12 protein-coding genes are annotated in these 13,537 nt (G+C 53.7%); 8 read left to right on the forward strand and 4 right to left on the reverse strand.

Features of this window, described 5'->3' with window-relative positions:
- Positions 1–17: 17 nt before the first annotated feature.
- From ACQ4N8_RS11115 to ACQ4N8_RS11130, 4 genes are all read right to left on the reverse strand, one after another.
- Positions 18–707 (reverse strand): ABC transporter permease, encoded by a 690-nt coding sequence (locus tag ACQ4N8_RS11115; RefSeq protein ID WP_430704421.1) that lies wholly within the window; start codon positions 705–707, stop codon positions 18–20.
- The gene (locus tag ACQ4N8_RS11120; RefSeq protein ID WP_430704422.1) at positions 691–1,623 is read right to left on the reverse strand and encodes an ABC transporter ATP-binding protein; all 933 of its coding nucleotides are present in this window, start codon (positions 1,621–1,623) and stop codon (positions 691–693) included. The genes ACQ4N8_RS11115 and ACQ4N8_RS11120 overlap by 17 nt, the downstream gene beginning before the upstream one ends.
- 104 nt (positions 1,624–1,727) lie before the next feature.
- Positions 1,728–2,684, reverse strand: coding sequence for a sensor histidine kinase (locus tag ACQ4N8_RS11125; RefSeq protein WP_430704423.1), 957 nt, complete (start codon positions 2,682–2,684; stop codon positions 1,728–1,730).
- The gene (locus ACQ4N8_RS11130) at positions 2,685–3,392 is read right to left on the reverse strand and encodes a winged helix-turn-helix domain-containing protein (RefSeq protein WP_430704424.1); all 708 of its coding nucleotides are present in this window, start codon (positions 3,390–3,392) and stop codon (positions 2,685–2,687) included.
- Positions 3,393–3,769: 377 nt separating this feature from the next.
- Between ACQ4N8_RS11130 and ACQ4N8_RS11135 the strand changes: the two genes are divergently transcribed.
- The 8 genes from ACQ4N8_RS11135 to ACQ4N8_RS11170 all read left to right on the forward strand — a co-directional run bounded on the left by ACQ4N8_RS11135 (position 3,770) and on the right by ACQ4N8_RS11170 (position 13,517).
- Positions 3,770–5,776, forward strand: a complete 2,007-nt coding sequence (locus ACQ4N8_RS11135) for a LacI family DNA-binding transcriptional regulator (RefSeq protein ID WP_430704425.1) — start codon at positions 3,770–3,772, stop codon at positions 5,774–5,776.
- Positions 5,777–5,959: 183 nt separating this feature from the next.
- A complete protein-coding gene (locus ACQ4N8_RS11140) occupies positions 5,960–6,943 on the forward strand; it encodes a sugar ABC transporter substrate-binding protein (protein ID WP_430704426.1) in 984 nt (327 codons plus the stop codon).
- A 76-nt stretch (positions 6,944–7,019) separates the two neighbouring features.
- Complete coding sequence (locus ACQ4N8_RS11145) at positions 7,020–8,510, forward strand: sugar ABC transporter ATP-binding protein (protein WP_430704427.1); 1,491 nt, start codon at positions 7,020–7,022, stop codon at positions 8,508–8,510.
- A 7-nt stretch (positions 8,511–8,517) separates the two neighbouring features.
- Complete coding sequence (locus tag ACQ4N8_RS11150) at positions 8,518–9,495, forward strand: ABC transporter permease (protein ID WP_430704428.1); 978 nt, start codon at positions 8,518–8,520, stop codon at positions 9,493–9,495.
- A gap of 55 nt (positions 9,496–9,550) precedes the next feature.
- Positions 9,551–10,984: a hypothetical protein gene (locus tag ACQ4N8_RS11155; protein ID WP_430704429.1), complete on the forward strand. Its 1,434-nt coding sequence runs from the start codon at positions 9,551–9,553 to the stop codon at positions 10,982–10,984.
- Between the two features lie 54 nt (positions 10,985–11,038).
- Positions 11,039–11,905 (forward strand): ROK family protein, encoded by an 867-nt coding sequence (locus ACQ4N8_RS11160; protein ID WP_430704430.1) that lies wholly within the window; start codon positions 11,039–11,041, stop codon positions 11,903–11,905.
- A gap of 119 nt (positions 11,906–12,024) precedes the next feature.
- The gene (locus ACQ4N8_RS11165; protein ID WP_430704431.1) at positions 12,025–12,159 is read left to right on the forward strand and encodes a hypothetical protein; all 135 of its coding nucleotides are present in this window, start codon (positions 12,025–12,027) and stop codon (positions 12,157–12,159) included.
- Between the two features lie 434 nt (positions 12,160–12,593).
- Positions 12,594–13,517, forward strand: a complete 924-nt coding sequence (locus tag ACQ4N8_RS11170; RefSeq protein ID WP_430704432.1) for a M15 family metallopeptidase — start codon at positions 12,594–12,596, stop codon at positions 13,515–13,517.
- The last annotated feature ends 20 nt before the right edge of the window (positions 13,518–13,537 follow it).

The following is a 13,537-nucleotide window of genomic DNA, read 5'->3' on the forward strand; positions in this document are numbered from 1 at the left end:
AAATGCTTACTTTATCGTTAGCCCACATCGACCCGATCGATGTTCCGGAAGCTGAGGTAGGTGAGGAGGATGCCCAGCGCCGACAACGATAGCGGGATCGCGATGATCGAACTCAGGCTGACGCCGAAGTTGTTGGAGCACACCAGCGCCACAATGAGAATCGAGGAGACGATCGTGGTGGACACCGATTTCTTGCGCAGCCCGAAAGCCAGCGGCAGCAGGCTCATGCCGGCGGCTCCGAGGGCCTGCAGCAGCACGTTGAGGCCATGGCGGGCCAGCAGCTCCGCTTCCAGGGGTTCGGTCACGTAACCGACCGCGGAATTCAACGCCAGGAAGACGGCGTCGACGAATAGGTTGGCGAGGATCACGTTCGCCAAGGTCCAGGCGAAGACCATCGACAGCTTGGCGAAGATCAGCCGTTTGCGGTTGACCGGATAGGCAAACAGCAGGGCGATCGTCTTGTCCTTGAACTCGCCGATGATCAGCTTCGAGATCAGGACCGCGGCGTAGACGATAAATACGACGCGCACGAGCGTATCGATGAGGGTGAACATCTCCGCATAACCGTGGAAGATATTGTCCTCGATCGCATCGACGAAATACATCGTCGCCATCAGGGCGGCCATGATCAGATATGCCGTCAGCGCCCCCCATACGTAACCGGAGAAACGGCCCTTCTTCAATTCCAGCCTAATGAGATGCAGCATGCGACTCGCCTCCTTTGAGCATATCGAAGAAATATTCCTCCAGGCTATGATGCCTGCGGTTGATCGATTGAATCGGCACGTCGTTGGCGATAAGCCCTTTGGCCAGCGCCTCTTGGGATAACTTCGTTTCATAGATGCGGATGAGGTTGTCGCCCATTTGCTTGAAGTTCTCCACTCGCAGCACGTCCGCCAGGACAAAGGCCGCCTTGCGGACGTCCGAAGTCGCGATTTCCACGTATTCGGTGGTGGAGGCATGCACGCTTTCCATTGAGACTTCGCGGAGCAATCGTCCGCCGTCGATCACGCCGATCGTGTCGGCCACTTGCTCGACTTCCGAGAGCAAATGGCTGGAGATCAGCAGCGCGACCCCCCATTCGTCGCGCAGCCGGCGAAATAATTGGCGCATGGCCTGGATGCCTTCCGGATCGAGGCCGTTGATCGGTTCGTCCAGCAGCAGCAGCTCCGGCCGGGTCGAGATGGCCCGCGCGATCCCCAGCCGCTGCTTCATTCCCAGGGAGAACTGTTTGACCGGCTTGTCATGGGTGCCTGCCAGCTGCACCATCTCCAGCGCCTCGCGGATCGCGCCCTTCTTGTAATAACCCATATACTCGGCATGCAGCTCCAGATTTTGCTCAGCCGTCAGCTTCTCGTAAAACACAGGCGTTTCGATCAAATGTCCGATGCGCTTCAGGTGCTCCGTGGCACCCGGCGTCAGCTTTTCCCCGAACAGCTCGATTTCGCCGCCGGTTGGCATGGCCAGCCCCAGCAGCATCTTCATAACTGTCGATTTCCCGGCCCCGTTAGGCCCGAGAAACCCGTAAATTTCGCCGCGCCGTACGCTCATATTCACGCCGGCCACCACTTCCGCCGCTCCGTAGTTTTTGGTAAGCTGGCGCGTCCTTACGATTTCTTTCATGGTGTCACTCCCCTTGTTTTCATCTACACTTATCGTAACGGGGGAAACTCTCTTTTCTATGTCGGAGATCTTACTTATTTCTTACTTTGGACCGCGCCTTCGCATCAAGGCCGTTCCGAGCGGGGGAGGGTGACGGTAAAGCAGGTGCGGATGCCCGGCGTGCTCTCCAGCCCGAGGGTGCCCCCCAATCGTTCCGTGAGCCGCTTGGCGATGGTCAGGCCCAGCCCGCTGCCCTGCATATTCCGGTTGCGCGAGTCCTCCATAGTATACATCCGCTCGAACACCCGGGTTTGTTCCGTACGCGAAATGCCGCGGCCCCGATCGGTCACCCGGAGGTGCACGTCCTTCTCCGACAGCTGGAGCGACAAGCCCAGATAGCGGCCTTCCGCCCCGTAACGCATCGCGTTGGACAGCAGGTTGTCCAGGATGCGGGTTAAAGCTTCTTCGTTGGCATACACCCACGCCGGGTGCTCGGGCAGGCCGATGTCGACCTGGAAGCCTCGCTCGGAGAGAAGGTCGAAATAAGCCAGGATACGCTGCCGGCTTAGTTCCCCCGCATCGATCACCGACAGGGGGAGGTCCAAATCATCCGCTTCGAGCCTCGCCAAATCGAAAAAGGTGTTAATCAGCTCATGCACCTGAACGGTCTTCTTATGAATTTCCCCAAGCATGCGCCGGCGTTCCTCCGCCGGCAGGTCGGCCTGCTGCGAGAGCATCTCGGCATAGCCCATAATGACGGTGAGCGGCGTCTTCAAATCATGCGAGACATTCGATAACATCATGCGCATCGCCCGTTCCGTACCGGCGTAGTCCGCAGCCGATTGGCCGGCTCGGTCAAGCAGGGCATTGATCGCCTGCAGCAGCTCCCGCAGCTCGGGAAGGGGCGTATGGGTAAGGATGCGTTCCCGCGACAGGGGATGACGGATATCGGTCAGAGGCTCGAGCTTCTTGTTGATATAAGCCAACTCCCTGCGAAGAGCGCGGTTTGTCCTGCGTTCATGTATGTACAGCATCGCCAGGACGGCGATAGGGACCAACAGCAACCACCCGAACCCGGGCATTTACCGTTCCCCCAGCCGATAACCGATGCCCCACAGCGTACGGATATAACGGGGATTGGACGGATCGTCCTCAATCTTCTCGCGCAGCCGTCTCATATGTACGTTAATGACGTTGTCGTCGTTATAATATTCCTCATTCCAAATTTGCTGGTAGAGCATCGCCTTCGTATATACCCGGGTCGGATGCTGAAGGAACAGCTTCAGGATCTGAAATTCCTTCGGCGTCAGCAAAATCTCCTTGTCCCGTTTGGTCACTGTAAAATTATCGGGGTCGACCGTCATTTCGCCGATGGACAGCAGCTGCGAGGCGGGTTCCTGACCGGCCCCGCCCCGATTCGAGTATAACGTGGCCCGGCGGATGGAGGCCTGTACGCGCGCCGCCAGCTCCATCAGCGAGAAAGGTTTGGCGATGTAATCGTCGGCACCGATCCGCAGCCCCAGCGCTTTGTCAACCTCGCTGTCCTTGGCGGACAGGATCAGGATCGGGACGCTGCTCTCTTTGCGAATATGCTCCAAAATCTCCAGCCCGCTTCGTTTAGGCAGCATCAGATCCAGCAACACTAAATCGTAGCTCTCCGACGCGAATTGCCGAAGCGCGTGCTCGCCGTCATGGACCACGGTGATGCCATAGCCCTCTTTAGCCAAGTAATCCTTGACCATCGTGCTGATGGCGGGGTCGTCTTCGATCATTAACAGATTGCCCTCCATGACTTCGCCTCTTCCCGGTGGAATTTATCCCTATTCTAAGCCAGGGCGTTCTTTTCTACAAGAAATGAGCGCATGCGCGGCACCTGCTGAAATAACGTAGCATAGCGGACGGCCCTTGGGTTGGGGGAAAACTGTACGAGTTGGCCATTTGAAGAATGCAGGCGAACATATAAGGAAAAAAATGGCACTACTTCGGCAGGCGTTTGAAGCATTCGCGGATGACGGCCGTCGCGCTTCTATACATATACGTAAAAAATCTCCATCCTCCCTCTTTTCAGTAAGGAATTAGCGAGTTTTCCGGATTTAATTGACCGGACAGGCGTAAAATGCTACAATTTTTTTAAAAATTTACGTAAATTCCAGGTGAGGTGTAAAAATTGGCAACAATTAAAGAGATAGCCAAAGAAGCCGATGTCTCGATAGCTACGGTATCCCATGTCATTAATAAGACCCGTTATGTTAGTCCGGAACTGGTAGAGAGAGTGGAAGCCGTCATCAAGCGATTGGGCTACGACAAAAAAACTGCGATCACCGACGGTAAATTCAAAATCGGCAAGAAATCGGAGATCGCTTTAATTTTACCGGGCTTGTGGGGGACGCTGTATTCGCAATTGGCTTCCGCCATTTCGTCCTGTTTGACGGAGCAAGGCTATAACCTGACGGTGTATCTCCACCATGACGATATTACTCAGGAGAAGAATATTATTACCAATATCCTGAACAACAAGCGGATCGCGGGGCTCATTATCGTACCGGCCAGCACCGAGGCGAAGCCGTTCCAGAAGCTGGTGCAGCAGCAAATCCCCTTTTTGTTCCTGGACCGCAAGGTGAATCTCAAGGGTGTCGACAAAGTGCTGTCGGACAGCAAGGAAGGCATATACAGAGGATGCGTTCATCTATTGAAATCCGGACATGAGGAAATTGCCCTGATCATCGAGAAAGGCGACTTTTCCAGCATTGAGGATCGACTGGAGGGTTACCGTGAAGCGTTGAGCTCTTATAAAATCCCTTTCCGCAACGACCTTCTGATCGAAGTCGATCAGAACCGGCTGGAGGATTTCGAAAAAGGAATCAGGGAAGTCCGGGTCAACCACAAAAATCCGACCTTTGTGGCCAGCGGCAACCGGATCACACTCAATCTGCTCAAGGTTTTGAACAAGCTGGGGCTGGAGTGGCCGGCCGACGTTTCGGTCATTGGCTTTGGCGACGAGGAATGGTCGGAAATTATCAATCCGCCGTTGACCATGCTGAAGCAGGATACGAAGGAGATGGCTTTGCAAGCGGTCTCGTTGCTGCTGAACAAGCTCGATCCCGGTCCGGGGGAAGCCCGGGAAATCAAGGTTCAGATGGAGTTTTCCATTCAGAAGTCGACCCAGGTGATCGGCAAGGGGCCGTTTGGCGAGAAGCCGGTTTCGCCCGAGGGATTGACGCTGTCCAAGGAAGAGGCCGAAAAACTGACCGGCGGCTCCTATAAAGTCGGCATTTCCTTTCATTACGGCGGCACGGCCTGGACGAGGTTGTACGAAAACGGAATCCGCCATATTTTGGACAAGTACGGCATATCCATTATTTCCATTAGTAATGCCAATTTCGACCCCAATCTACAGGTTACGCAGTTGGAAGGCTTGCGGATGCAAAAGCCGGACGCGATTATCGCTATTCCGGTCGACGATGAGCTGACCGCGAAGAAGTTCCAGAGCATCTCGGCGGAAACGAAGCTGATTTTTATGAGCAATGTGCCGGAGGGCATGACTAAAGACCAATACTCCTGCTGCGTCTCGGTCAATGAACGGGAGAACGGCCAAAATACGGCGCTCCTGCTTGGCAATTATTTTAAAAACGAACAGAACGTAAAGATCGGGTTCATCGGGCACGGCGCCCCGTTTTACGGGACGCATTTAAGGGATGCCGTGGCGAACGACACGATCCGCAGCAATTTTCGCAATATTGAAATCGTCGACGAGCAATATTTTTACCAGATCGAGAAAACGTATGAAGTATGCAAGAAAATGATTAGGGACCATCCGGAAATCCAAGGGCTCTATATCTCATGGGACGGCCCGGCGCTGGAGGCGATCAAGGCGCTTAAGGAGCTGAAGCGGGAGGATGTGGCCATCTTTACCTTCGATTTGGACACCGAGATCGCCACGTATTTGGCCAAAGAAGAGATGGTTAAAGGCCTGTCCTCGCAAAGACCTTACGAGCAAGGTATTGCGGTAGGTTTGGCGACCGCCAAGGCGCTGCTGGGACGCGACCGGCATAAGTATATCGGGGTACAGCCCTATGTCGTGGAATCGAAAAATCTGCTGAAAGCCTGGAAAAATATTATTTTAGAGCCAGCTCCTACGGAAATCGAAGAACTAATTTTGAAAAAAATTACGTAAATAATAAAAAAAATATTAAGTTTAGTTAAATAACAAATAAAATGTTTGACACAACACTGGCCATATGATACATTTTACGTAAAGAAATTGGAAACGGTTTATTGTGCAGTGCAAACTGTGCACACAGTGAACAAACCGTGGACGTTCTTTCAGCACAAATTCACCTTGGGGGGCTGGTTTATTGTGAACAAACATTTTTTTAAGCTTGCTTTGATAGCGCTTACCGTATTGGCGCTTGCGGCCTGCAGCAACGGAAAAGGCACGGAAGCAGCGAATCCGGCAGGGAACGGAGATAAGGGCGGCGACGAGACTTACAGCTTTGCATTTTTAACGAATACCCAGAATAACACGTTCCAAACGGCCATGAACGAAACCTACGAACGATTGGCCAAGGAAAAAGGCTACAAATATACGATGCTGGACCCGGATTATGATTTGAACAAACAGATCAATCAAATGTCGGACGCCGCCAACCAGGGCTTTGATGCCGTGTTCGTCATCCCGGTCGACTCCGCGGGAATCCGCCAGGGCCTAGAAGCGATGAGTGACCGCAATATCCCGGTATTCAACGTCGATACAGCCGTCATTAAAGAAGATAGAGACCTGGTGAAGAGCATCGTCGCCACCGACGCCTTCATGGCTGGTAAACTGATGGGCCAACAAATGGTTAATGATTATCCGGATGGTGCGAAAATCGCGATTTTGGATTTTCCTTCCAATGAAAGCTGTGTTCAGCGGGTAAAAGGCTTCATGGAAGGCCTTGGCTCCCAAGTTTCAAAATTTGAGATTGTGGCCCAGCAGGACGGCAAGGCCGCCTTGGATGCCTCGATGCCGATTGCCGAAGACATCATCCAGGCGAATGCCGATATCGACGCTTTCTTTGCGATCAACGACCCATCCGCTTTGGGTGTGGCGGCGGCGATTAAGGCCAGCGGCAGAACCGACATCGGCGTGTATTCCATCGACGCTTCCCCGGACGGCAAGGAGGCCTTGCTTGACGGCTCGTTCACGGCGGTCTCGGCTCAGGTGCCGATTCAAATCGCCGAGACTTCCTTCAGTATGGCGGTCGATCATTTGGAAGGCGAAGCGGTAAGCAAGGAAGTTCTGTTGCCTTCTCATATCGTCACGAAGGAAATGGCGAAAGAAACCGCCGGCAAGTGGCAATAAGCGCCTTATTTAGAATGCAAGCGTTCCTTGCATTCTAAATTTTTTTTAAGATAATACGCTACGGAGGTGAACAACCTTGGCAGACAATCTGCTAGAGATGCATGGAATCGCCAAAAGCTTCGGGGGAACCCACGCGTTAAAAGGGATCGACTTCGAACTGAAAGCCGGCGAGATTCACGCCTTGTTGGGAGAAAACGGCGCCGGCAAATCGACGTTGATCAAAATCCTGGGCGGAATCCATAAACCGGACCGGGGGCAGATCTTTATCGGCGGCGAGGCCGCTAATATCGATAGCGTCCAAAGCGCTCGGGCTTACGGGATCGGCATTATTCATCAGGAAATCGTCCTTGTGCCATATCTGAGCGTGGCCGAAAATATTTTCCTGGGCCGCGAGCCGGTCAATAAATGGGGGTTCAAGGACGAGAAGATGATGCGGGACCAGGCCAAACGCATGATCGAGCAGCTCGGGCTGAGCATAGATGTCACTACACTGGTGGGCGAATTGACGGTTGCCCAGCAGCAGCTTATTGAAATCGTAAAGGCGATTTCTTTCAATGTGAAGATTCTGGTGATGGATGAACCGACTTCCTCGCTGTCCGATGAGGAGGTAAGCCGCCTGTTTGTCACGATGAAGAAGCTGCGGCAGCAAAACGTCGGCATTATTTATATCTCGCACCGGCTGGAGGAGTTGTTCAAAATGGCAGACCGCATCACGGTTATTCGGGACGGCAGCTATGTCGGAACGAAGCGGACCTCCGAGACCAACACGGAGGACTTGGTTGCGATGATGGTCGGCCGGGAGCTGGAAAGCTTCTATACCCGCACCTATTCCGTACAGGATGAGGAAGTGCTGAAGGTGGAGGGATTGTCCAGAGATAAAGTATTCGAAGACATTTCCTTCCGGGTGCGCAAAGGCGAGATTCTCGGTTTTTCCGGCCTGGTGGGGGCGGGCAGAAGCGAGCTGATGCAGACGATTTTCGGAGCATACAGGCATAACCGGGGACGGATTTATCTGAACGACGAAGAGGTAAGCTTCAAAAATTGTCGCCAGGCCATCGACAAGGGGATCGCCATGGTGCCTGAAGACCGTAAGGACCAGGGACTGGTCCTCGATAACTCGGTCGGCTTTAATATCACGTTAACCAATCTGGATCAATTGATGAGCAACCGGTTTCTGGTCAGCGAGAAAAAGCGAAGCCGGCAGATCGGCCAATACGTAAACGACCTGAACATTAAGACCGCCTCGCCGGACATCGAGGTGTCCAGTTTATCGGGTGGCAACCAGCAAAAGGTGGTCATTGCCAAATGGTTGGCAACCAAGCCGCAGCTTCTGATTCTTGATGAGCCTACCCGCGGGGTCGACGTCGGCGCCAAATCGGAGATCTATTCGATCATCAACCGGTTGGCAGGTGAGGGGCTGGCGATTATTATGGTCTCCTCCGATCTCCCGGAAATTATCAATATGTGCGACTCAGTATGCGTTATGCGGAGCGGCAAGCTAGCGGCGCAACTAAGCCGGGAGGAGCTATCCCAGGAGAACATTATGCGCTATGCGACAGGAGGATAAGAAACCGATGAGAACAAAAAATAGCGCTGTAACAGCGATGCTCAGAAATAATATAGGCATTATATTCGTATTATTGATTTTATGCGTGATTTTATCTATTGTGTCGCCGGTCTTCCTGACGACGGATAATTTGATTACCGTGCTGCGCCAGGTATCCAATAACGTCTTTCTTGCACTCGGCATGACGCTGGTCATGATTCTCGGCGGCATCGACCTCTCCGTGGGCGCCATTGTAGCCGTCTCCGGAACCTTGACCGTCGGTTTTATGGTGAATAACGGCATCCCAATGCCTGTGGCGATTGTGCTGGGCATGTCGATAGGCACGCTGCTCGGATTTTTTAATGGGGTCATCATCACTCAATTTAAATTGCCCGCTTTTATCGTGACCTTAGCGACCATGAACATTGCCCAAGGGATAGCTTATATCTACAGCGGCGGTCGGTCGGCCCGCATTACCAACGATGCCTATACCCAATTGGGGACGGGCAAGCTGTTCGGATTTCTGCCTCTGCCGGTTCTATATATGATCATCCTGATCGTGATCTTTATTGTGCTGTTGAACAAAACGAAATTCGGAACCAACATCTATGCGATCGGGGGCAATCGGGAAGCGGCCCGTCTCTCGGGCGTGCGGATCAAGAAGGTGGAGATTGCGGTGTATACGCTGGCCGGCCTGCTCTCCGCGCTGGCCGGTATCGTGCTCTCGGCGAGAATGTACTCGGGCCAGCCTTCGGTAGGCCAGGGCTACGAAATGGATGCCATCGCAGCCTGCGTGCTGGGCGGGGTATCCATGGCCGGCGGCCGGGGCCGCATCAGCGGAACGATCTTCGGCGTCATGATCATCGGCGTAGTGAGCAACGGCCTGAATTTGATGGGCGTCAGCTCATTTTGGCAGCTGCTGGTCAAAGGCCTGATCATTCTGATCGCCGTCCTGATCGATGCCCAGAAGGGCAAAAAACTCCCGTTCTCTTTAAAATTGAAATAACCCGCAGCTAATCAGCAGCGCTTAGCCCAACTTAGAATGAAGAGAGGTTATTACCTTGGATACGCGAGAACAAGCATTCAAATATAAATTTCAAATTATGCTGAACAATCCGGACCATCTACCGCGGACAAATGAACCGGTCATCACCAAGCTGAATTTCTCCGATTACCGGGTTCACCCGGGCAGCCTTGAGCTGCGCGACGATCAGGACCGTAAGGTCCCCTTTCAACTCGTCGATGTGATGCTTGACGGGGAATTTGTCCGGGAAGCGTCGATCGTCTACATCGTCAGCATGGATCGCCTGGTTGCCTCGTACTGGCTGTACGCCGGGGACGAATCCTTGGCCCGGTCCGATGAGTTTCAGGGCATTAGGCAGCTCGAAGTCGTGCAGGCGGACGGCTTCCGTAGACTGGATACCGGCTACTATATTCTGGAGCTGTGCTCCGGTACCGCCGATGGCACCTCTTATGGCAAATGGGGTATCCGGTATTTTGAAGCCAAGGAAGAGCGGAAAAATTTAATCAAGAACTATTCCAATGCGATCGGGGGATTTTACGGCCCCTTCTTCACCCCGAAGAACGGGCTGATCAACCCGCCGGAGCATACGAAGGTGGAGTACGTCATTGAGGCCGAAGGCCCGGTCTACTGCCGGTACCGCATGAATGGACAAGTGCCCGACGGCCTGGATGAAAATCTGAAAGGGAAGAAGTTTTCCGTGACCTGGGAGTTTTTCTACAATTCGCCCTGGTTCCGGAGAAAATACGAGGTCGACGATTTTTCCACCACGGTGGACGGCATTCCGGTCGTCAACAAAATTACCGTCGGGGACGAATTCGAGAGCGGGCAAGGCAACCGGGTGTTCACCTCCTTTGCTTCCTACGGGAGAACGTATTACCGGGAAGGCGATTTGTACGCCAATATTTTGTCCGAGGGGGTTCATCGGCTGCTTGCGGACGCCGACAAGCTGGGCAATGCCAAGCTGAAACAATATAGGGAGAGCATCGGGGACAATATCAACGAGGTATCCTGGGATTATTTCTGGCGAATCTTTTGTATCCGGGACGGGATTCTTACGCCGGATGAAATCAGGGAGCATATCGCCGAGATCATTCCCGAATCGCATCGGCAGGTGCATCGGGGCGAGCGGAACGAGAACGTCTTATTCCGGAAAACGGTGGATGTGAACGACGCTCCCGAGCAAACCATTTTCCCGATGAGCGCCAATAAAACCGCGGAGATTAACGACGAGACCAGCTATGCCATGGTGTGGTACACGAGCGAGGTGGTATCGCGCTATCAGATCGTTCAGCGGAACGATTCCGGCTGGGTCAACTGGGGAACGAACGGCGAGAACGAGCACCCCGAGCTGCCTACCGGCTCGACGATTTATTCGGCTTACGGCAAGTTCGGCGATTGGGAGAAGCAGGCGGACGCTATGGAGAAGAACATTGACTCCAAGCAGGGCCTGGCGCAAATGATTAACGATTAAAGCAAATCAAACGTTCAATCCATAAGGGATATTTTCAGGAAAGGGGTGGCTTGCTTGTATTTTGGGGCCATAGAAGCAGGGGGGACCAAATTTGTCTGTGCCGTCGGGAACGACGATTACGAGGTCGTCGAGAGAATCTCTTTTCCGACGACCGCGCCGGAGGAGACGCTGCGAAGAGCGTTTGCCTTCTTTGACCGGTTTGATCTGAAAGCGATCGGGATTGGCTCCTTCGGCCCCATCGACGTGACCCCCGGCTCCCGGACTTACGGCTATATTGGGAATACGCCCAAGCCGTTCTGGGGAAAATTCGATTTGCTCGGCAGCGTCCAAAGGAGATACGGCCTTCCGGCCGGCTGGTCTACGGACGTCAATATTGCGGCGTTAAGCGAGGCGGCCGTTGGCGCCGGTAAAGGTCTGGACAGCGTGCTGTATTTGACCGTGGGTACCGGTATCGGCGGCGGCGCTGTCATTCGGGGCCGGATATTGGAGGGATTCAGCCATCCGGAGATGGGGCATATCCGGATTCGCCGCCATCCTCTGGATTTCTTCGGGGGAGCCTGCCCTTACCACAGGGATTGCCTGGAGGGGATGGCCGCAGGCCCTTCGATCGAAGCCAGACTTCGCCAAAAGGGCGGCGAGATCGATCCCGACCATGAGGTGTGGGATTATCTGGCCGATTATTTGGCGCAAGCTTTGTACAATTATACGATGACGCTTCGTCCCGATATCATCGTGCTGGGTGGAGGGGTGATGAAAAGTCCGGCGCTGCTGCCGAAAGTCAAAGCCTTTTTGCCGGAGCTCATCGCAAGTTATGTGGAAATTCCGCCGGTCGATAAATATCTGGTCCATCCGCAGCTGGCCGACAACGCCGGCATTGTCGGCGGATTTATCCTGGCGGAGCAAGCGTTGGACGAACGGTAGACCTCATCGTGCACCGTGGAGCCTCACTGGATCGGTCACGGGATCCGCCTCAACTGATATGATTGCGTACGCAATAGTATGTTAATATGCATTTCTTGATTCTAGAGGGGATAACCGCATTGAGTAATTATGAAAAAATCTCCCAAGCGGCCAGGGAGCTTGCTTCGCGGCCGCCGGCCGACCAGATCGGCTACGAGGATATCCTGGGAGGGGAAGGTTTATCAAGAGCAGCATTGGCTGCGCCGCGATACTGATCCGCAATCGCTAACCCTCTATACACAAACCGTGCTTAACGAGATCATCCTGTCCTGGCTGCTTGCCCCAAGGGGCTGGAGCTGGAGAAATTCGCGCATGACGCGGCATTGCTGCTATGGGATGGGGTGTCGCCATAGGAAGCGCGGTTTAATCGTTACCCGGCTTCCCCGGTTTATCCGGTGGAAGCCAATTTTATGCCAATACCGTACCCGCAAATACGTTATTAATATAGATTGCATAATAGGAGTGACAGGCAGGCGATGTTCCATATTTTGTAGTTAGCGCTTCTTGCCCCCATCGAAGCGGTGGAGAAATTGTTCCCCAGAGAAACACCGACGGCAGAATTTTAAGAAAAACTTTATTTTTATCCCCATTTCTTCTTAAATAGTTCCCCTTATGCTAAAAAGGAAGAAAGGTTAGGAGGAAGCGCGCAATGAAGAAATGGTTTGTATGCCTGGTTATCCTGGTTCTGCTCGGATACGGGTTCACGAAATTCAAGACGAGCATGGCCGATTTCGGGGACATGTCGGACATCAAGAACGAAATGCCGCCGTCCGCCGGGAATGCCGCAGCACCAAACCAGTCCGGTTCGGCCTCTCGGGATGACCGGGAGTCGGCCGGGGACGGGTTTTCGATAAAGGTAACCCCCGATATGATCTATCAGGGCGATTTGCTGCTGGTGAATAAAGACTATCCCGTGCCGGAAGGGCTGCATCCCGAAGACGAGGCGGTGAGCCTGGTCAAGAATCCCGAGCTGATCGACGGTTTCGGCGTGCTCGACAACAAAATTTTGCTGTCCCCCCGGCTGACCGACAAATTCACATCCATGGTCAAGGCTGCCGGAGAGGAAGGGATCAATCAATTCCTGATCAGCAGCGGGTACCGGGATGAACAGAAGCAAGATGAATTGTACCGCGAGATGGGCTCCAAGCTGGCTTTGCCGGCGGGATTCAGCGAGCACAACCTCGGCTTGTCGCTGGATATCGGTTCGTCCCAGGCCGAAATGAACCAGGCCCCCGAAGGCCGGTGGCTGAAGGACAACGCCTGGAAATACGGGTTCATCCTGCGTTATCCCGACGACAAAACGGCGATTACCGGCATTCAGTTCGAGCCTTGGCATTTCCGTTACGTCGGCCTGCCGCACAGCGCGATCATTCACGAGAACGGATTGGTGCTGGAGGAGTACCTGGATTACCTGAAGGAGCGGCAGAAGGTGAGCACGACGGTTCAGGGTCAAAGTTACAAGGTGTTCTATTATCCGGTGTCCAAGAACCAGACGATTCAGGTTCCGGCGCAAGGCAAATACGAGGTCTCCGGCGACAATATGGGCGGCATTATCGTGACCGTGCGCGAGTAGTCAGGCTGCAAAACTAGACA

The organism is Paenibacillus macerans (assembly GCF_050565405.1).
GTDB lineage: Bacteria > Bacillota > Bacilli > Paenibacillales > Paenibacillaceae > Fontibacillus > Fontibacillus macerans_B.